This is a genomic window from Angustibacter aerolatus, assembly GCF_054776675.1.
Genome location: NZ_BAAHBM010000004.1, coordinates 54,411 through 72,767, shown reverse-complemented (window position 1 = coordinate 72,767; position 18,357 = coordinate 54,411). Strand labels below are relative to the sequence as shown.

Genomic DNA, 18,357 nt, shown 5'->3' with positions numbered 1-18,357 from the left:
TAGGATCAGACCGTGAAGATGACGGCGGGCGTCGAGTGGGCGGTGCACTGCTGCGTCGCGATGAGCCGTGCGGACGGACCGGTGCCGTCCGCACGGCTCGCCGACCTGCACGGCGTCTCGCGGACGTACCTGGCCAAGCACCTGCAGAGCCTCACGAGGGCCGGCATCGTCCGCTCGGTCGAGGGTCGCGACGGCGGCTACCAGCTGACCCACGCCGCCGCCGACGTCACCCTGCTGGACGTCGTGCAGGCGCTCGAGGGCCGCGAGCCAGCCTTCCGGTGCACGGAGATCCGCCAGTGCGGGCCCTTGGCGGCCCCGCCCGAGGCGTGCACACGGCCGTGCGGGGTGGCCCAGGCGATGCACGCCGCCGAACGGGCCTGGCGCGACGCGCTGGCCGCCACGAGCATCGCCGACCTCGCCGACGGGTTGGAGCGCACGAGCGGACCCGGCACGCTCGAGGGCGTCGCCCGCTGGCTGCGCAGCGACGCACCCGCGCGCTGACCGGGCGTCACCCGGACGGCGCAGCCTCCTTGCTCGCGGCAGCACCGGGCGACAGGGTTGCCCGATGGACCAGCCGGTGCGCCGCAGGTGGCTGCTCGTCGGCCTCGCCGTGCAGGCGCTGCTGGTCGTGGTCGACCTGGTGGCCGGGCGGCTGACGCACGACCCGTCGCGCACCAACCTGACCGGCACCCTGGCGCTGGCCCCCGCGCTGACGGCGGTCGGCGGCACCCGGCGGAACGTGTCGCTGGTGGGGCTGGTCGGGGTGGTGCTCGGCGTGCTGCTGTCGTGGCTCGACGACGTGCCGGCCGGTGCGGGCGCCATCCGCACGACGGTCGTGGTGCTGGGCACGGTGATCGCCCTGGCTGCAGCCGACACCCGCATGCGGTCGATGCACCAGCTGCGCGACCGCCGGGCCACCGCACGCATCCTGCAGGGCGCGATGCTGACCGAGCTGCCGCAGCCCGACCACCTCGAGCTGCGCAGCCGCTACGTGACGGCGACGGCCGGCGACCAGGTGGGCGGCGACTGGTACGACGGCGTGATCAGCCCGGACGGCGCCACGACCGTGGTGATCGGCGACGTCACCGGCCACAGCATCAGCGCCGCGGCGTCGATGGGGCAGCTGCGCTCGATCCTGCGCGGGTTCGTCGTCGACCACGACGAGCCCCCCGCGGCGCAGGTGCAGCGCCTCGACCGCGCGGTCGCCGCGCTCGGCCTCGACGTGCTGGCGACGCTGGTGGTGCTGCGCGTCGAGCTGCCCGACCCCGCCGAGCCCGACGCGCGGCAGGTGCGCTGGTGCAACGCCGGGCACCCGCCGCCGCTGCTGCTGCGCCCGGACGGCCGGGTCGAGCGGCTGCTCACCGACGCCGAGCCGCTGCTCGGTCTCGACCCCGCGACCCGCCGCACCGACCACGTGGCGCCGCTGCCGGTCGGCTCGACCCTGCTGCTCTACACCGACGGCCTGGTCGAGCGCGCCGGCGCCGACATCGACGACGGCATCGAGACCCTCGCCGGGCACCTGGCCGGGCGGTCCGCCGTCCCCGTCGACCTGCTGCTCGACACCGTGTTCGCCGGCCTGGTCACCCGCCGTCCGCCGGACGACGTCGCGGTGCTCGCCCTGCGCGCGCACCCGCACCGCGCCTGAGCCCCGCCCCCTGACCCGCGCCCGCCCCGGTGTCGCGCGCCACGTGAAGTCGGCTGCCGCACCGTTCCCGTGGCGTGCACGCCCATCGAACGGTGCGCGCGCCACACGGAGCCGTCGGGTCAGCCGGCCTGCAGCCGCTCGGCCAGGAACGCCAGCACCTGCTCGCGGGCGTCGTGCGCCGGCCCGGGCCGGTCGACGGTCTCGTGGGTCAGCACGGCGTGGCTGCTGCGGGCGAACCCGTTCGGGTTGCCCGGCGACGAGTCGAGCTCGATCACGCGGAACCCGTCGCCGAACCTGGCCTGCAGCGCCTCGAACCGGGTGGCCGGCGAGGCGGAGTCGGCGCTGAACCGCAGACCCAGCAGGCAGAGCCCCTCGTCGCGCACCCGCGCCGCGACGGCGTCGCGCTCGCCGTCCGAGACGCCGAGGTCGGCGCGGTGCCGGGCGCTGACCGGGAACGGCACCGAGGGCTGGCTGGCGACCGGCGCCAGCACGGCCGGCTCGACGGCGGCGGCGATCGCGAACCCGCCCGTGAAGCACATGCCGATGACGCCGACGCCGGGACCGCCGGCCTCCGCGTGCAGCTGCCGGGCGAGCGCGCGCAGGTACTCGGCGACCGGCCGCGCGCGGCGCCGGGCGAACGCCGCGAACTCGCTCGAGACGCACACCCGCGCGAGCGAGGCGGCCGCGTACCCGCCGCTCACCGGGCGCCCCGGCGTGCCGAACAGCGACGGCACCGCCACCCGGAAGCCGTGCTCGACCAGCACCTCGCCGAGCCGCAGCACCTCGGGGGTGGCCCCGGGGATCTCGGGCACGAGCACGACGCCCGGCCCGGACCCCTTGCGCAGCACCGGGTGCGTGAGCCCCACCGCGGTGAACGACGTCTCGTGCCAGCCGGTCGTCGCGTCGCCGTCGCCCATCCGCGAACCCTCCCACGGGTGCGTGCGGCTGACATCATCACCGCGTGCGGACGCCGTGGCGCGGGGCGCAGCTGGTGGCGGCTGCGACGACGCTGGTGCTGCTCGCGCTGGGCGGGCGGTACGGACCGCACCGCGACGAGCTGTACTTCGTCGCGGCCGGCCGGCACCCCGCCTGGGGCTACCCCGACCAGCCGCCGCTCCGCCCACTGCTGGCGGCGGCGACGCAGGCGCTGCACCCGCACTCGGTGTGGGCGCTGCACGTGCCCTCGGCGCTGGCCACCGGGCTGCTGTGCCTCGTGACGGCGGCGACTGCGGCCGAGCTGGGTGGCGGTGCCTGGGCCCGCACGGTCTCGGCGTTCTCGGTCAGCTGCGGCTCGACGTTCCTGGTGGTCGGGCACGAGCTGTCGACGACGACGCTCGACGTGCTCGCCTGGGCGACGGTGGTCTGGCTCGTGCTGCGGGCCCTGCGTCTGGGCTGGCGCCGCGGCTGGTTGCTGGTCGGTGCGGTCGCCGGGGTCGGCCTGCAGAACAAGTCGCTGTTGGTGCTGCTGCTCGCGGCGCTGACCGTCGGGCTGCTCGTGGTGCCCGACGCGCGCCGGCGGCTGCCGTGGCGGTGGGTGCTGGCCGCGGGCGGGCTCGCCGCGCTGCTCTGGCTCCCGAACCTGGCGTGGCAGGCGGCGAACGGGTGGCCCCAGCTGCACCTCGCCGCCGACATCCAGGACGAGTACGGCGGGGCGGGCGCGCGGGTCGAGGCCCTGGCGTTCCTCGCGGTCGCCATCAGCCCGACCGCCGTGCTCGTCTGGGGCCGCGGCCTGTGGCGGCTGCTGCGCCGCGAGGCGTGGGGCTGGGCGCGCCCGGTAGCGGTCGCCTGGCTGACGTCGCTCGCGGTCGTGCTCGCCGCTGCCGGCAAGGGCTACTACCTGGTCGGCCTGTTCCCGGCGCTGCTCGCCGCCGGGGTCGTCGCCGCGGAGCCCGCCCGTCGTCGCTGGTGGGCGCTGCCGGCCTGGCTGCTCGTCGGCGTCCTGCCCGTGCTGCCGTCGGTGCTGCCGGTGCTGCCGCAGCGGGTCTACGCGGCGACCTTCTGGCCGTCGGTGGTCGAGGACGGCCGAGAGACGATCGGCTGGCCACGCGTCGTCCGGGCCGTCGCCGCCGCGCGCGACACCCTGCCGGCCGGCGAACGAGGACGCGCGTCGGTCGTGGCGTGGAACGCGGGCGAGGCCGGCGCGATCGACTTCTTCGGCCGGCGGTACGACCTGCCGGCGGCGCACAGCGGGCACAACGGCTACGGGCTGTGGGGCCCGCCGACGTCCGACGGGCCGGTGGTCGCGATCGCACCGCCGCAGGCGCAGCCCCGCCTGGAGGCCGCGCTCGCCGGCTGCCGCCCGGTCGGCGTCGTCCGCACCGGTGTCGACGACGACGAGGACGGCGCCGTGGTGAGCGTGTGCACCGGTCCTCGCGGCGGCTGGGCGAGTGCCTGGCCCCGACTGGTGCGCCTGTCGGCCTGAGCACAGGATGGCGGGATGCGTGCAGCCGTGTACCGGACGAAGGGACCCGCCAGCGAGGTGCTGCGGGTCGAGGAGCTCGAGACGCCGCGGCCCGGCCCCGGCGAGGTGCTGGTGCGGGTCGCCGTCAGCGGCGTGAACCCCACCGACTGGAAGGCGCGGGACGGCGAGGGGGAGGTGCCCGGCGGGTTCCAGGTGCCCGACCAGGACGGCGCCGGCACGGTCGAGGCGGTCGGCGAGGGCGTCGACCCCGGCCGCGTCGGGCAGCGGGTGTGGCTCTGGTTCGCCGCCCGCGAGCGCCCGTGGGGCACCGCCGCCGAGTACACCGTGGTGCCCGCGCGGCAGGCGGTGCCGCTGCCCGACGGCGCCTCGTTCGACCTCGGAGCCAGCATCGGCATCCCCGCCATGACCGCGTGGCACTGCCTCTTCGCCGACGGCCCGGTCGACGGACCGGTGCTGGTGAGCGGCGGCGCCGGCGCCGTCGGCAACGCGGCGATCCGGCTGGCGAAGGCCGCCGGGCTGACGGTGGTCTCGACGGTCAGCAGCGACGAGAAGGCCGCCGCGGCCCGCGACGCCGGTGCCGACGCGGTCGTGGACTACCGCGCCGGGTCGGTCGACGACACCGCCCGCGCGGTGCGGGCGGCCGCCCCGGACGGCGTCTCGCGCGTGGTCGAGGTCGCCCCGGCGTCCAACGCCGAGCTGAACCTGCAGGTCGGTGCGCCGCACCTGGTCGTGGCCAGCTACGCCGACGACGGCGAGCCGGTGCCGGTGCCGGGCCGGCGTTCGATGCTCGGCAACGTCAGCTGGAAGTTCGTGCTCGTCTACACGATCGGCGACCGCGCCCTCGACGCCGCCGTCGCCGGGGTCAGCGAGGCCGTGGCCGCCGGCACCCTCGTCGTCCCGCCCCTGCACCGGTTCTCGCTCGACGACGTCGCCGCCGCGCACGACGCCGTGCAGCAGGGCGCGGTCGGCAAGGTCGTGATCGACGTCTGACGCCGCGGGTGCAGCGAGGCCCGGCCCCGCGGTGCGGGGCCGGGCCTCGTGTGCGGCTGCGGTGCTCAGGCCTGGTCGACCTGCTCGCCCTCCGGCTGCGCGTCCGACCGGACGTCGGCCGGCTGGCCGACGCTGATCGACACCCGCTGCGGCTCGCGACCGACGTGCGCGCCGGCGACGCGGACGCTCAGCACCCCGGCGTCGTACGTCGCGGTGAGCGACTCGCCGGTGACGTGCTCGGGCAGGGTGAAGGCGCGGGTGAAGCGGCCGTAGCGGACCTCGCCGAGGCTGCGGCCGCGCTGCCCGGCCCGCTCGTCACGGCGCTCGCCGCTCACGACGAGCCGGCCGCGGTCGAGCTCGACCGTGACGTCGCGCTCGACGTCGACACCCGGCAGCTCGAGGCGGACGACGGCGTCGTCACCGTCGCGCAGCACCTCGGCGGCGGGCACGAAGCCGGTCGGGCGCACGGGGGTGCGGACCGTCATCGGGCCGAAGCTGCGACGCACCAGCGCGTCGAGGCCGTCGAGCTGCGCGAACGGGTCGCGGCGGGTCCAGGTGGTCAGGGTGGTCATGGTGGCTCCTCGTGGTGCTCGGGCCGGCGGTGGTGGCCGGCCGTCTGCTGAGCACAACGTTGAGTCGACCCGACTCAGTCCCGCGGACCGTTCGCCCTCGGCGATCAGCCGAAGAGGCTGAGCTGCTCGTCGGCCGGCTCGGGTGCGGGCGCCTTCGCCGGCGCGGGCGTCGGCGTCGGCGTCCAGGCACGCGAGCGGGGCGGCAGGTCGACGGCCTCGCGCTCGGCCTCGGCCTGCGCCGCGACCTCCATCGGCACCTGCCCGGTGAGCGGCCACAGCGCCCGGCCCAGGGCGAGGGCCCGCTCGGCGAGCGCCGACTGCAGGCGGTGCGCGTCGAGCGGCAGGTGCAGGTCGCCGAGCGCCGGCATCGGCAGGTCGCGGCGCATCGTCATGAGCCGCTGGTTGCGGGCGACGTTCTCGCGCGAGGTGGGGTCGCCGAGCCGCCGGGTGGCCGCGACGCCGATCGCCGCCTCGACCTCGGCGGCCCGGCCGCCGTCGAGGGCGGCGAGCGCGTCGTCGACGCCGTCGAACACGGCGAGCAGCTTGGCCGCCGCCTTGGGGCCGATGCCCACCGCGCCGGGCAGGTTGTCGCTGCTGTCACCGCGCAGCGCCGCGAAGTCGGTGTACTGCCCGGCCCGCACGCCGCACAGCAGCTGCAGCCGTCCCGGGGTCAGCAGCGGCGAGCCCTCGACGCCGCCGTCGAGCAGCCGCAGCACGCAGGTGGTGTCGTCGATGAGCGCGAACGAGTCGCGGTCGCTGGTCAGCACCGTGCACCGCCAGCCGCTGCGCCCGGCCAGCGCGGCGCCGGACGCCAGCACGTCGTCGGCCTCCCACCCGTCGGGCACGACCACGCCGATGCCGGCCGCCGACATCACCTCCGGGGCGTCCGCGAGCTGAGCCACGAGCTCGGCCGGCTTGTCGGGGCGGCCCGCCTTGTACGCCGGGTACTCGACGCGCCGGTGCGAGTGCTCGGGGTGGTCGAAGCCGACGACGAGCGCGTCGGGGGCCAGCCGGTCGGCCGCCGCGCCGATGATCCGCAGCACGCCGCGCAGCGCCCAGTTCGCCCGGCCCTCGACGTCGCGCCAGTCGGTGCCGAACCCGCCGTGGTAGGCCCGGTGCAGCAGGCTGTTGCCGTCGACGGCGAGCAGCATGCGCTGCGGCTCGACGTCGGCTGGCTCGCTCACCGGTCCAGTGTGCAACGCGGCACCGACAGACCGGGCCGCGGCTACAGGGTCGGCGCGCACCGCCCGGCACCGAGCAGCGCCAGGCCCTGCCGGTCGCCGGCTCCCAGCACGGTGTTCGACGCCGACGCGGCGGGCGCCATCAGCTGCGTCGGGTCGGTCACGTGCGCCAGGCCCAGCACGTGACCCATCTCGTGCATGACCACCGCCGACACCCGATGGCCACCGGGGTCGCGCGCCAGGACCTCGCTGATCTGGGCGGTGTCGAGGGCCAGCGCGCCGCTGACGTAGGTGCCGTGACCCGAGCGGTCGGCGGCGACGAGCCCGCTCCCCAGGCCGACGACGCCGCCCGCCAGGTCGGGCTCCCGCTCCGGCGTCGTCCAGGCGACCAGCACGGGGGCCCAGCGGTCGCCGTACCGCTCGGGCTGGAGCTTCGGACGGCTGAAGTCCGAGAGCTCGGTGGTGCTGCCGTCGGCGATCAGCTGCAACCCCGAGGCCTGCGTGACCAGGCTCATGGCGCCGGCCACCAGCGCGTCGGCACCGGGCGGGCCGGTGCCGGAGACGACGTAGTGGATCTCGCGGCACGGGTCCCACGTGACGGGTCCGCCGTCCGGTTGCGTCTGGAGGAACGCGTGCTCGCCCTGGGTCGACACCGGCACCGCCGGCAGCACCCGGCCCGAGCGCTCGCCGACCCCCGCCGTCGGACGGTCGGCCTGCCGCGCCGCGGCCACCGCGGCCTGCCGGTCGTGCTGGTACCGGGGGACGCCGAACCAGCCCGCGAGCGCCAGCACGACGGCGACCACGACCACCGTGACTGCGTGCTCCCGCAGCCACGAGCGGCGCGGCGCCGGGCGGCTCTGCACGTCGAGCCACGCGCGCAGCGGGTCGACGCCGGCTGCCCTGGCCCGCTCGTCGAAGCGGTCGAGCTCCTCGAGCCGTCGCAGCATCTCGCGCTGGCTCCGATCCGGTCCCCCCACGGCACCCCCTCGGCGCGTCGTCGCGTCGGCTGGAGCGCCGCTCACCCGGACGGCGCAGCCCGGCCCTACGCTGCCGCCGTGGCCGCGCGACACCGACTCCCGTGGTCGCGCGGCGGACGCCTCGGACGCCTCGGACGCACCCGCCGCGAACGGCGCCGTCGTCGCGACGGCTGCGACGTCCTCGACGGCGTCGAGTGCTGCTGCGACGCGGGCAACCTGTTCACGCTCACCTGGTTCGGCACCCTCGCGACCGTCGTGCTGCGGGCCGAGCGGTACGTGCCGACCGGTGCGCCGGCGCAGCCGTCGGGTCGGGTCGCCCGGGTGCTGTGGCGGCGGGTGCGGGCGTACCAGCTGCTGCTCAGCGCCCGGCGCCCGGCCTGCTGCCCGATGACCCCGAGCTGCTCCGCGTACGCGCTGCAGGCGCTGCGATCGGACGGCGCGCTGCGTGGCGGGTGGCGCACCGTGCAGCGGCTGCGGCGCTGCGGACGCACGGGGTGACGGCGCACCTGCTGCTCGTCCTCGCCGGCCTGGGCGCCGGGTTCGTGGGCACGGTGGCGGGACTCGCGTCGCTGGTGAGCTACCCCGCGCTGCTGGCCTTCGGGCTGCCGCCGCTGGCCGCGAACGTCACGAACACCACCGCGATGACGACGGTGCTCGCCGGGTCGGCGGTCGGGTCGCGACGCGAGCTGCGCGGCACCGGACGCCGGCTGCTCCTGGGCAGCCTCTGCGCAGGAGCCGGGGGCGCGCTCGGTTCCGTGCTGCTGCTCCGGCTGCCGGCGAGCGCCTTCGAGGCGGTGGTGCCGTGGCTGGTCGCCCTGGGCTCGGCGCTGCTGCTGGCCCGCGATCGCGTGCGCGCCTGGGCGGCTGCCCGACGTCCGACCCCGGATCACGTCGGCCGGGCCTGGCCGTGGGGCGTCGCCGTCGCGGCGGTCGGCGTCTACGCCGGCTACTTCGGCGCCGCCGCCGGCATCATCATGCTGGCGGTGCTGTCGCTGCGGCGCACCGAACCGTTCGCCGTCACGAACGCGGTGAAGACGATCGTCACCGGCGCCGGCAACCTGGTCGCGGCCGTCGTCTACGTGCTCGTCGCCCCGGTCGAGTGGTCTGCCGTGCTGGCCCTGTCGGTCGGGCTGCTCGCCGGCAGCTGGCTCGGGCCACAGGTCGTGCGCGTGCTGCCCGAGCGCCCGCTCCGCGTCGCCGTCGCCCTGGGCGGTTTCGGGCTGGCCGGCTGGCTCGCCGTCCGCTGAGGGCTCAGCGGACGTCGACGTCCTTGGTCGCGAAGTCCTTGGGCGAGAACGACCCCTTGCGCAGGTTGCCCTCGATCTGCTCGAGGCTGCGGCCGGTGAGCTCGGGCATCTTGCGCCAGACGAAGAGCCAGGCCGCGACGTTGAACAGCGCGTACAGCCAGAACGTCTGACCGACCCCGATCAGGTTGATCACCGACAGCACCGTCAACGTGATGATCGTGTTGACCGTCCAGAGCGTCGCCGCCTGGGCGCTGGTGCCGGCACCGCGCACCGGCAGCGGGTAGATCTCCGACCCGGTCAGCCAGCCCATCAGCTGCAGCCCACCGGCGTTGAAGAACATGAAGGCGATGAGGCAGGCGACGATGAACGGCACGCTGTCGCGGCCGCTGTGCCCGGTGACGAAGAGCGCCCCGAGCACCCCCAGCGACAGAGCGGCACCCGGCACCATGATGAGCGTCAGTCGGCGGCGGCCGACCTTGTCGACGATCGAGAGCCCGACGATCATCATGATCAGGTAGGTGACGCCGAGCGCGACGCTCACGAGCAGGGCGTCGCTCTTGCTGAAACCGTTGTCGGTCAGGATGGTCGGCGCGTAGTAGATGATCATCTCGATGCCCGACAGCTGGGTGAACGCGGCGATGCCGCACCCGACGACGAGCGCCGGGCGCACCCAGGGCTGCTTCAGACCCCGCCACCCGCGCTGCTTGTCGGCCGCGTCGCGCTCCTCCTCGTCGAGCTCCTCGATCTCGCGCAGCTCGGCGCGCACGTCGTCGGTGCCGCGGATGCGGCGCAGCACGCCCTCGGCGTCGTCGGCACGGCGCGCCTTCACCAGCCAGCGCGGGCTCTCCGGCATGCGCAGCGACACCAGCAGCATGAGCAGCGCCGGCACGGCGGCCAGGCCGATCGACACCCGCCACGACAGCGACTGGCTGGCACCGACCAGCGTCGAGACGACGATGCCGACGCCGATGCCGACCTGGAACGTCAGCACGAGGCGCCCTCGGTTGTGCGCCGGGGCCAGCTCGGCGACGTACATCGGCACGGTCTGCGTGGCGCCGCCGACCGCGAAGCCGAGCACGATACGGGCCACCGACAGCAGCGCGGCGGACGGCGCGACCGCGCAGGCCAGCGCACCGACCACGAACACCACCGAGACGATGAGGATCGTGCGGTGCCGGCCGAGCTGCTCCGACAGCCGGCTGCAGACCAGGGCCCCGATCACGGCGCCCAGCAGGATGCTGGCGGCGATCACCTGCTCCATGCCGCTGCCGGTGTCGAAGTCCTCGCGGATCTGCAGCAGCGCACCGGAGACGATGCCGGTGTCGTACCCGTACAGCAGCGCCGACACCGCGGAGATCACCGCGGCGAGCAGCACCACACCGGTCAACCCGCCGCCCTGCGTCTGCTGCCCCTGCTGCGCCTCGCGGCGCACGCCCTGATCCGTCATGCCGTCCCCGTCCCCGAGTGCCGCCTCACCGGCGAGGCGGCTGTGCCGAGTCGACCAGAGGGCTGCCGACCCCGCCAGCGGGAGCGGACGAGGGCAGACCGAGCCAGCGGTCGACCAGGTCGGTGCCGAAGCGGCCCTCGGGGTCGCGCTCGGCCACCAGCGCCCGGAAGTCGGCCAGCCGCGGGTACAGCGCACCGACCTGCTCGGCCGGCAGCGCGAACACCTTGGCCCAGTGCGGCCGGGCCCCGAGCGGCAGCAGCAGCGCCTCCAACGACTCCAGCACGGGCGTCACCTCGGCCATCCGCGGGTGCCAGGTGAAGTGGACGGCGAGCGCGTCGACGCCCTGGGTCGGGCTGAGCCACAACGGGTCCGCCGCGATCGCCCGCAGCTCGCACGTCAGCGCCAGCGGGGCCAGCCGCTCGCGCAGCGCCATGAGCCCGGCCCACACCTGCGGCGCCGCGGAGATCGGCAGCAGGTACTCCGTCTGCAGCTCGTCGCCGACGCTCGGGGTGAACTCCAGCCGGAAGTGCGGCAGCCGCTCGTTCCACGGCCCCGGCACCCCGAGCTGCGGCGACGCGGCAGCGGTGTCGACGCCCTCGACCGGGTGCTGCTCGACGTCGCTGATCCGGCCACCCCACAGGTCGTCGGCCAGGCCGGGCGCCACGACGACCCCGTGCTCGTCGGCGACGTCGCCGGGCTGCACGCGGTGCTTGGCCCACACCCGGTTGCGCCCCGGCTCGAAGCGGGTGAAGACGCTGACGCTGTAGGCGCACGACAGCATCTCCTCCAGCCGCGCCCCGACGGCGTCGTCCGGCACGTCGATCACCACGGTCTGGGCGATGTCGAAGGTCGGCTCGACGTCGACCTCGAGCTCGGTCACGATGCCGAGCCGGCCCAGGGCCAGCACGCTGCCGTCGAACGCGTCGCCCACCGTGTCGCGCGACACCAGCGACACCTCACCGTCTGCACCCATCAGGTGCAGGGCGCGGACGCCGGCCGCCAGCACCCGGTTGGTGCGCCCCGAGCCGTGGGTGCCGGTCGCGACCGTGCCGGCCACCGAGATGTGCGGCAGCGAGCCGGTGTTGGCCAGCGCCAGCCCCTGGCGGGCCAGGTCGGTGCCGAGCTCGCCGAACCGGGTCGCGCCGCTGACCCGCACCACCTGGCGCTCGGAGTCGACGTCGACCACGGTCGGCATGCGGTGCAGCGACACCAGCGTGCCGTCGGTGGCGGCGACCTCGTTGAACGAGTGCCGCGACCCGAGCGCCCGCACCCGGCGCGACCCCGTCACCAGCCGGCGCAGCTCGTCGAGCGTCGTCGGCTCGGCGTACTCGGCCGGCCGGAACGTGATGTTGCCGGACCAGTTCCGTTGCGGCGCAGCGGTCATCGGGGGTCTCCAAGGTGCTCGCGGACGAAGTCGAGGGCCAGCGCATCGTCGTCCGGACCGCCACCCTCGTGGGCGTTGTACGGCCAGACCTGCAGGCGCTTCGGCCCGCCGTACGCCTGGTGCGCCGCGTAGACGGTCGACGGCGGCACCGTCTGGTCCATCAGCCCGACCGTGAGCAGCGCGGGGGCCGTGGCCCGCGCGCCGAGCACCACGCCGTCGACGTACGACAGCGTGCGCAGCACCGCGTCGACGTGGTGCCGGTGGGTCGCGAGGTAGTCGGTCAGCTCGCGGAACGGGTACGCGTCGGTGACGGTCAGCGCGTGCGCGACGTCGCACAGGAACGGCACCCGGGCCACGACGGCGCGCACCTCCGGGACCAGCGCCGCGACGGCGATCGCGGTGCCGCCGCCCTGCGAGATGCCGGTGACCGCGATGCGCTCGGGGTCGGTGCCGGGCAGGGCGCGGACGGCGTCGACGGCGCGCACGGCGTCGGTGAACAGCCTGCGGTAGTAGTAGGTGCGCGGGTCGAGCACGCCGCGCGTCATGACGCCGGGCACCTGCGGGCCGGCCGGCGCGAGGTCCGGCGTGTCACCGGTGCTCCACGTCGACCCCTGCCCACGGGTGTCCATCAGCAGGTGGGCGTACCCGGCACTGGCCCAGAGCAGGTTCGACAGCACGTGCCCGCGCCCGCCGCCGTAGCCCACGAACTCGACCACCGTCGGCAGCGGACCGTCGACCCCGGCCGGACGCCGCAGCCAGGCGCGCACCGGCTGGCCGTCGAAGGCGGCGAACGACACGTCGAACGCGTCGAGGGTGCGCAGACCGGTGTCGACGGGCTCGACGACGGGCGGCCGGTCGGCGGCACGGGCCTGCTCGAGCGTCTCGCTCCAGAAGGCGTCGAGGTCGGATGGCGCCCGCACGCTGCTGCGATAGGTGTCGAGCGCGTCCGGCCCGAGGTCGCTGTGCACCGGCTCAGCCTGGACCCTCGCCACCGCCGCCGTCGCGCTGGGGGGCCGTTGCGTGCGACACCCGGACGTCGGGGTGCAGCGCCCGCCGGTGGTCGACGACTCGCAGCGACCCGGTGAGCAGCACCTCGACGGCGCCGCGGACGTCGGCGCTGGAGGCCCCGAACCGCAGCTCGATCGCGCCCGGCTCGACGACCCGGCGTCCGTCGCGACCGGTGAACGACGTCAGGTCGGCCGGCAGCGCGACGTCGACCGTGGCCGAGGCGCCGGGCTCGAGCGGCACCCGGGCGTACGCCACGAGCCGCTGCACCGGCCGCACCACCGAGGCGACCGGGTCGTGCAGGTAGACCTGCACCACCTCGGTGCCGGCGACGTCGCCGGTGTTGGTGACGGTCACGGCGGCGCGCACCGTGCCCGCCGTGTCGACCTCGTCGGTCTGGACCGTCGGTGCGCCCCAGGTGAACTCGGTGAGGGTCAGGCCGTGGCCGAAGGCGAACGCCGGGGTGGGGTCGACGTCCGACACCTCGCTGCGGCGGTCGAGCGGCGCCGCGAGGTACGTCGTGGGCTGGCTGCCCGGGCGGGCCGGCAGGCTCACCGGCAGCCGGCCCTCCGGGGCGACCCGGCCGCTCAGCACGCCGGCGACGGCACCGGCCCCCTCCTCGCCGGGCAGGAACGCCGCCACGACGGCGGCCGCCTCGGTGGCCGCGGCGCCCAGGCAGTACGGTCGGCCCGCGAGCAGCACGACCACGACCGGGGTGCCGGCCGCCAGGAGCGCGTCGAGCAGCTGCTGCTGCGCGCCCGGCAGCGCGAGATCGGCTGCGTCGCAGCCCTCGCCGCTGGTGCCCCGCCCGAACAGCCCCGACCGGTCGCCGAGCGCGACCACGACGACGTCGGCGGCCTCGGCCACCCGCACCGCCTCCGCGATGCCGTCGGTCGCGCCGTCGTCGACCCCGGTGCCCCGCGCCGTCGTCACCTCGACCTCGGGCAGCTCGGCCCGCAGCGCCTGCAGCAGCGTGGGCAGCTCGATGCCGACCGGCACGTCGGGGTGCTGCACCCCCACGTGCAGCGGGAACGAGTAGCACCCGAGCAGCGCGTCGACGGTGTCGGCGTTCGGGCCCACCACCGCGAGTCGTCGCGGCACGGCGCCCCTGCGCCGCAGCGGCAGCACGCCGGCGTTGCGCAGCAGCACGACCGACCGCTCGGCCACCTCGCGCGCCAGGGCCCGGTTCACCGGGCCGTCGAGGTCGACGGCTCCCGCCGGCTGCGCGTCGCCGCGCCCGCGCAGCACCGGCGGCGTCGGGTCGTAGTCGGGGTCGAGCAGCCCGAGCTCGGCCTTCTGCGTCAGCACCCGCCGCAGCGCCCGGTCGACCAGCACCTCGTCGACCGCACCGGAGCGCACCGCCTCCAGCAGCGGCTCGCCGTACGCCTTGACCGTGGGCAGCTCGACGTCGACCCCGGCGGTCAGCGCCGCGGTGGCCGCCTCGCCCCAGGTGCCGGCGACGCCGTGCAGCAGGTGCAGGAACCCGATGCCGAAGTAGTCGGCGACCACGGTGCCCTCGAAGCCCCAGTCGTCGCGCAGCAGGCCGGTCAGCAGCGACTCGTCGGCGGCCGAGGGCACGCCGTCGGTGTCGGTGTAGGCGTGCATGACCGAGCGCGCCCCGGCTCGCACCGCCATCTCGAACGGCGGCAGCATGACGTCGGCGCGCTCACGGGTACCCATCGACACCGGTGCCAGGTTGCGCCCCGCGCGGGACGCCGAGTACCCGACCAGGTGCTTCAGCGTCGCCACGACACCCGCCGACTGCAGGCCCTCGACGTACGCCGTGGTGATGGTGCCGACGAGGTACGGGTCCTCGCCGGCCGTCTCCTCGACCCGGCCCCAGCGGGCGTCGCGGACGACGTCGAGCACCGGCGCCAGCCCCTGGTGCACGCCGACCGAGCGCAGGTCCGCACCGATCGCAGAGGCCATGCGCCGCACCAGCTCCGGGTCGAACGTCGCACCCCACGACAGCGGCACCGGGTAGGCCGTCGCGCCCCAGGCGGCGAAGCCGGCCAGGCACTCCTCGTGGGCGACCGCCGGGATGCCGAACCGGTTGGCGCCGACGATGCGCTGCTGCGTGCGCATGAGCGACAGCGCCCCGAGCGCGGGGTCGACCGGCGCGGTGCCGAACGGCCGGGTGAGCTGGCCCAGCCCCTGCGGCAGCAGGGCGTCCAGGTCGACGACGTCCTCCATGTCGTGCTGGTGCGGAGCGACCTCGGCGCCCTCGGCCGACGCACCGACCCAGACGCCGACCAGCTGCGCGACCTTCTCCTCCAGCCGCATCTCGGCCACCAGGGCCTCGACCCGGTCGGGCACCGGCAGGGCGGTGTCGTGCCACGCCGGCGGTGCCGACGTGCTGCTGTCGAGCGTCATGTGTCAGGGCTACTTTCCGCCGACGCCCATGAGGCCCTGCACGAGGGCCCGGCGTGCGAACAGGTACACGAGGAGGACCGGCACCATCGAGAGCACCACGGCCGCGAGCAGGCCGGGCACGTTGATGCCGTACTGGGTCTGGAAGTTGTAGAGGCCGAGCGTGGCGACCTTCGTCGACTCGCTCTGGGTCAGGATGAGCGGGAAGAGGAAGCCGTTCCAGGCCTGCAGGGCCGAGAACACCACGATGGTCGAGATGCCACCGCGCGACAGCGGCAGCACCAGCCGCAGGAACGTGCGGGTGGACGACGCGCCGTCCATCGCCATCGCCTCGTACAGCTCGGAGGTGATGTCGCGCATGGTGCCCGCCAGCACCAGCGTGCACACCGGCAGCGCGAACGCCGCCGTCGGCAGGATGACGCCGAGCAGGTTGTCGTACAGGCCGGCCGAGCTGATCACGTAGAACACCGGCACCACGACGGCCTGCGCGGGGATGGCCAGGCCGAGCAGGAACACCCGGAACACCACCGTCGCCGCGCGGTTGCGGCTGCGCACCACCGAGTAGGCGAGCGGCGGCACCAGCAGCAGCACGATCGCGACCACCGCGACGGTGACGACGAGCGTGTTCAGCAGGTAGCGACCGAACCCGCCGGTCACCGCCGTCACGTAGTTGTCGAAGGTGACGTGCGAGGCCGGCGAGAGCGGGCCGGACGCCGTGTAGTCGGTGCGCGTCTTGAGGGTGGCGTTCACCAGCACGTAGACGGGGATCGCGACGACCAGCAGCCACAGCGTGGCGGCGATCCCGGCCGCGTAGTTGGGGCGCTGCATCACACACCCTCCAGGTCGCTGCGCATCTTGTCGTACCCCGACACCCGCACGACGATCGTCGACACGAGGGTGGCGACGACCACGAGCACCAGGGCGATCGCGCTGCCCGTGCCGTAGTCGAACGCCTTGAAGGCCTTCTGATACATGTAGTACGCGGTGATCGTGGTGTCGGTGCCCGGGCCGCCCTGGGTCAGGATCAGCACGGTGTCGAACGTCGTGAGCCCGCCGACGACCATCAGGATCATCGAGGTGATCGCCGCGTTCCTCAGCTGCGGCAACGTGATCGCGAAGAACTGCCGCACCCGGCCGGCGCCGTCGATCTGCGCCGCCTGGTACAGCACCTGCGGCACGGCACGCGCCGCACCCTGGTAGATCAGCGTGTGGAACGGCGTGAACTGCCAGGTGCCGACGAACGCCAGCACCGCGATGGCGCCGGAGCGGCTGCCGAACAGGTTGCCGTCACCGAACAGCCAGGTGGCCTGCGCCGGCACCCCGAAGTTCGGGTCGAGCAGCGCCCGCCACAGCACCGAGATCGCGGCGGCCGACAGCAGCAGCGGCACGAAGTAGATCGCCGACAGGATCGCGCGATTGCGCTGCGGCCCGGCGGCCCAGGTGCCGATCAGGATGCTGAGCGGCGTCTGGATCACCAGCCCGAGACCGGTGAGCAGCAGCGACAGCCACAGGCTCTTGACCATCACCGGGTCGTGCACGAGCGCCTGCCAGTTCTGCAGGCCCACCCACTGCGGCGGGCCGAGCCCGCCCCAGCTGACGAACGACAGCACCGCCACCAGCACGAGCGGCACGATCGCGAAGACGGTGAAGAACAGGGTGGCCGGCAGCGCCCAGACCACGCTGGGCCGGCCGACGTCCGGACCGCTCGAGCGCGCCGGGCGGCCCCGCCGGACCGGGGCGGACGCCGTGGCGCCCGTCCCGGTCGGCGTGGCGAGCGACGTCATGCCGCGGGCGGCAGCGCCTGCATGGCCTGCACGAACCCGTCGGCGTCCAGGCCGCCGTTGAAGAACTGCTGCACGGCCTGGTGGATGGGGGTGATCGCAGCCGGCGGGTACGCCTGGTCCCAGCTGAGCTGGAACGCGGGGGCCGCCTTCACCAGGTCGTACTGGTACTTCGAGTACTCGGGGCTGGCCGAGGCGTCGAGGAACTTCTCGGTGTTGGTGGTCGTGGGCAGGTTGCCCACGCCGAGCTGCGCCTTCACGAACTCGTCCGAGTACTGGATCTTCAGGAAGTCGCGGACGGCGTCCGGGTACCTGGTGTTCTTCAGCACCGAGTAGAAGTTGTTCGTGTTGCCGACCAGGTTCGCCGGGTCGCCCTTGCCGCCGGCGATCGTCGGGAACGAGGAGTAGCCGAGGTCCTTCTTGGCGAAGGCCGGGCTGGCGTCCTGCTGCGTCGAGTACTCCCACGAGCCCATGAGCTCGAACGCGGCCTTGCCCTTGGCGAGCAGCGCCGCTGAACCGCCGTCGGTGAACTTCACCGAGTCGTAGTTCTTGCCGAACGCGCCGGCGTCGATGAGCTGCTTCAGCATCGCGAGCGCCTTCTTGCTGTCGTCGCTCGCCCACGCCTCCTTGTCACCGCCCAGCGCCTTCTTGAACAGGTCGGGGCCGGCGACCCGGTCGTAGACGTACTCGAACCACATGAGGGTCGGCCACTGGTCGCCGCCACCGAGGGCGATCGGCGTGATGCCCTTGCCCTTGAGCGTCTGCACGGCGCTCAGCAGCTCGTCCCACGTCTTGGGCGCGCTGATGCCGTTCTCCTGCAGCACCTTCTGGTTGCTGAACATCAGCACCGGCTGGGTGCCGCGCATCGGCACGCCGTACGCCTTGCCGTCGACGACAGCGGTGTCGAACACCGAGGGCAGGAACGCCGCCTTGAGCTGCGGGTCCTGCTTGATCATCTCGTCCAGCGGCAGCAGCAGGTTGGCCTTGACGAACGGCTGGATGGAGCCGCCGCCCCAGTTGAAGAAGACGTCCGGCGCCTGCTTGGTGTTGATGATCGTCTGCAGCTTGGTCTGGTAGTCGGCGCCGGGGATGGTGTCGAGCACCGCCTTGACCTTCGCCGTCTTGTTGTACGTCGCGATCAGCTGCTTCTCGACCTTGTTGGCCGCGTCGCCGTAGACGAGCACGTGGATCTCGTTCGCCGGCCGGCTGGACGCCGCCGGTGCGCTGCCGCCGCCGCACGCCGCGAGGGTGAGGGCGGCCACCGCCGCGACACCCGCTGCTGCGGGGCGGAGGAGCCGTGAGCGTAGGTTCATCGTCGAACGCCTCTCGAAAGTTT

At 74.6% G+C, this 18,357-nt stretch carries 17 protein-coding genes; 6 read left to right on the top strand and 11 right to left on the bottom strand.

The features are described from left to right. Positions 1 to 12 precede the first annotated feature (12 nt). Together ACYVI6_RS02130 and ACYVI6_RS02125 are read left to right on the top strand one after the other, a co-directional pair. On the top strand, positions 13 to 501 hold the full coding sequence (locus ACYVI6_RS02130) for an RrF2 family transcriptional regulator (protein WP_460444787.1): 489 nt from the start codon (positions 13 to 15) through the stop codon (positions 499 to 501). A 64-nt stretch (positions 502 to 565) separates the two neighbouring features. After that, positions 566 to 1,645 (top strand): PP2C family protein-serine/threonine phosphatase, encoded by a 1,080-nt coding sequence (locus ACYVI6_RS02125; protein WP_460444786.1) that lies wholly within the window; start codon positions 566 to 568, stop codon positions 1,643 to 1,645. A gap of 119 nt (positions 1,646 to 1,764) precedes the next feature. Here ACYVI6_RS02125 and ACYVI6_RS02120 read toward each other — a convergent pair whose 3' ends face one another. Next, the gene (locus ACYVI6_RS02120) at positions 1,765 to 2,562 is read right to left on the bottom strand and encodes a dienelactone hydrolase family protein (protein WP_460444785.1); all 798 of its coding nucleotides are present in this window, start codon (positions 2,560 to 2,562) and stop codon (positions 1,765 to 1,767) included. 44 nt (positions 2,563 to 2,606) lie between these two features. Here ACYVI6_RS02120 and ACYVI6_RS02115 point away from each other — a divergent pair, with 44 nt between their 5' ends. Both ACYVI6_RS02115 and ACYVI6_RS02110 read left to right on the top strand, forming a co-directional pair. Beyond that, on the top strand, positions 2,607 to 4,067 hold the full coding sequence (locus tag ACYVI6_RS02115) for an ArnT family glycosyltransferase (RefSeq protein WP_460444784.1): 1,461 nt from the start codon (positions 2,607 to 2,609) through the stop codon (positions 4,065 to 4,067). A gap of 15 nt (positions 4,068 to 4,082) precedes the next feature. Continuing rightward, positions 4,083 to 5,057, top strand: coding sequence for an NADPH:quinone reductase (locus tag ACYVI6_RS02110; RefSeq protein WP_460444783.1), 975 nt, complete (start codon positions 4,083 to 4,085; stop codon positions 5,055 to 5,057). 65 nt (positions 5,058 to 5,122) lie between these two features. Here the strand turns inward: ACYVI6_RS02110 and ACYVI6_RS02105 are convergent, their stop codons facing one another. The 3 genes from ACYVI6_RS02105 to ACYVI6_RS02095 form a co-directional block, all read right to left on the bottom strand. Continuing rightward, positions 5,123 to 5,629, bottom strand: a complete 507-nt coding sequence (locus ACYVI6_RS02105; protein ID WP_460444782.1) for an Hsp20/alpha crystallin family protein — start codon at positions 5,627 to 5,629, stop codon at positions 5,123 to 5,125. Positions 5,630 to 5,733: 104 nt separating this feature from the next. After that, positions 5,734 to 6,813: a 5'-3' exonuclease gene (locus ACYVI6_RS02100; protein ID WP_460444781.1), complete on the bottom strand. Its 1,080-nt coding sequence runs from the start codon at positions 6,811 to 6,813 to the stop codon at positions 5,734 to 5,736. Positions 6,814 to 6,854: 41 nt separating this feature from the next. After that, positions 6,855 to 7,757 carry a matrixin family metalloprotease gene (locus tag ACYVI6_RS02095; RefSeq protein ID WP_460444780.1) on the bottom strand — a complete coding sequence of 301 codons (903 nt, stop codon included), beginning with the start codon at positions 7,755 to 7,757 and terminating at the stop codon, positions 6,855 to 6,857. A gap of 108 nt (positions 7,758 to 7,865) precedes the next feature. Between ACYVI6_RS02095 and yidD the strand changes: the two genes are divergently transcribed. Then, the gene (gene yidD, locus ACYVI6_RS02090) at positions 7,866 to 8,285 is read left to right on the top strand and encodes a membrane protein insertion efficiency factor YidD (RefSeq protein WP_460444779.1); all 420 of its coding nucleotides are present in this window, start codon (positions 7,866 to 7,868) and stop codon (positions 8,283 to 8,285) included. After that, positions 8,282 to 9,034: a sulfite exporter TauE/SafE family protein gene (locus ACYVI6_RS02085; RefSeq protein WP_460444778.1), complete on the top strand. Its 753-nt coding sequence runs from the start codon at positions 8,282 to 8,284 to the stop codon at positions 9,032 to 9,034. Before yidD ends, ACYVI6_RS02085 begins: the two co-directional genes overlap by 4 nt. Positions 9,035 to 9,038: 4 nt before the next feature. Here the strand turns inward: ACYVI6_RS02085 and ACYVI6_RS02080 are convergent, their stop codons facing one another. The 7 genes from ACYVI6_RS02080 to ACYVI6_RS02050 all read right to left on the bottom strand — a co-directional run bounded on the left by ACYVI6_RS02080 (position 9,039) and on the right by ACYVI6_RS02050 (position 18,334). Further along, a complete protein-coding gene (locus ACYVI6_RS02080) occupies positions 9,039 to 10,409 on the bottom strand; it encodes a sugar porter family MFS transporter (protein WP_460444802.1) in 1,371 nt (456 codons plus the stop codon). Between the two features lie 97 nt (positions 10,410 to 10,506). Further along, a complete protein-coding gene (locus tag ACYVI6_RS02075) occupies positions 10,507 to 11,865 on the bottom strand; it encodes an FAD-binding protein (RefSeq protein ID WP_460444777.1) in 1,359 nt (452 codons plus the stop codon). Beyond that, positions 11,862 to 12,833, bottom strand: coding sequence for an acetylxylan esterase (locus ACYVI6_RS02070; RefSeq protein WP_460444776.1), 972 nt, complete (start codon positions 12,831 to 12,833; stop codon positions 11,862 to 11,864). The genes ACYVI6_RS02075 and ACYVI6_RS02070 overlap by 4 nt, the downstream gene beginning before the upstream one ends. A gap of 4 nt (positions 12,834 to 12,837) precedes the next feature. Continuing rightward, positions 12,838 to 15,243, bottom strand: a complete 2,406-nt coding sequence (locus tag ACYVI6_RS02065) for a beta-xylosidase/alpha-l-arabinosidase (RefSeq protein WP_460444775.1) — start codon at positions 15,241 to 15,243, stop codon at positions 12,838 to 12,840. Between the two features lie 9 nt (positions 15,244 to 15,252). Further along, positions 15,253 to 16,071: a carbohydrate ABC transporter permease gene (locus ACYVI6_RS02060; protein WP_460444774.1), complete on the bottom strand. Its 819-nt coding sequence runs from the start codon at positions 16,069 to 16,071 to the stop codon at positions 15,253 to 15,255. Further along, positions 16,068 to 17,024: a carbohydrate ABC transporter permease gene (locus ACYVI6_RS02055; protein ID WP_460444773.1), complete on the bottom strand. Its 957-nt coding sequence runs from the start codon at positions 17,022 to 17,024 to the stop codon at positions 16,068 to 16,070. The genes ACYVI6_RS02060 and ACYVI6_RS02055 overlap by 4 nt, the downstream gene beginning before the upstream one ends. Continuing rightward, positions 17,021 to 18,334, bottom strand: a complete 1,314-nt coding sequence (locus tag ACYVI6_RS02050) for an ABC transporter substrate-binding protein (protein WP_460444772.1) — start codon at positions 18,332 to 18,334, stop codon at positions 17,021 to 17,023. The genes ACYVI6_RS02055 and ACYVI6_RS02050 overlap by 4 nt, the downstream gene beginning before the upstream one ends. Between the last annotated feature and the right edge of the window lie 23 nt (positions 18,335 to 18,357).

Bases quoted from the DNA above. Each gene is read 5' to 3' on its own strand.
- ACYVI6_RS02065 (WP_460444775.1), bottom strand. From the start codon at position 15,243: ATGACGCTCGACAGCAGCACGTCGGCACCGCCGGCGTGGCACGACACC.
- ACYVI6_RS02050 (WP_460444772.1), bottom strand. From the start codon at position 18,334: ATGAACCTACGCTCACGGCTCCTCCGCCCCGCAGCAGCGGGTGTCGCG.
- ACYVI6_RS02110 (WP_460444783.1), top strand. From the start codon at position 4,083: ATGCGTGCAGCCGTGTACCGGACGAAGGGACCCGCCAGCGAGGTGCTG.
- ACYVI6_RS02055 (WP_460444773.1), bottom strand. From the start codon at position 17,024: ATGACGTCGCTCGCCACGCCGACCGGGACGGGCGCCACGGCGTCCGCC.
- ACYVI6_RS02125 (WP_460444786.1), top strand. From the start codon at position 566: ATGGACCAGCCGGTGCGCCGCAGGTGGCTGCTCGTCGGCCTCGCCGTG.
- ACYVI6_RS02120 (WP_460444785.1), bottom strand. From the start codon at position 2,562: ATGGGCGACGGCGACGCGACGACCGGCTGGCACGAGACGTCGTTCACC.
- ACYVI6_RS02075 (WP_460444777.1), bottom strand. From the start codon at position 11,865: ATGACCGCTGCGCCGCAACGGAACTGGTCCGGCAACATCACGTTCCGG.
- ACYVI6_RS02105 (WP_460444782.1), bottom strand. From the start codon at position 5,629: ATGACCACCCTGACCACCTGGACCCGCCGCGACCCGTTCGCGCAGCTC.
- ACYVI6_RS02095 (WP_460444780.1), bottom strand. From the start codon at position 7,757: ATGCTGCGACGGCTCGAGGAGCTCGACCGCTTCGACGAGCGGGCCAGG.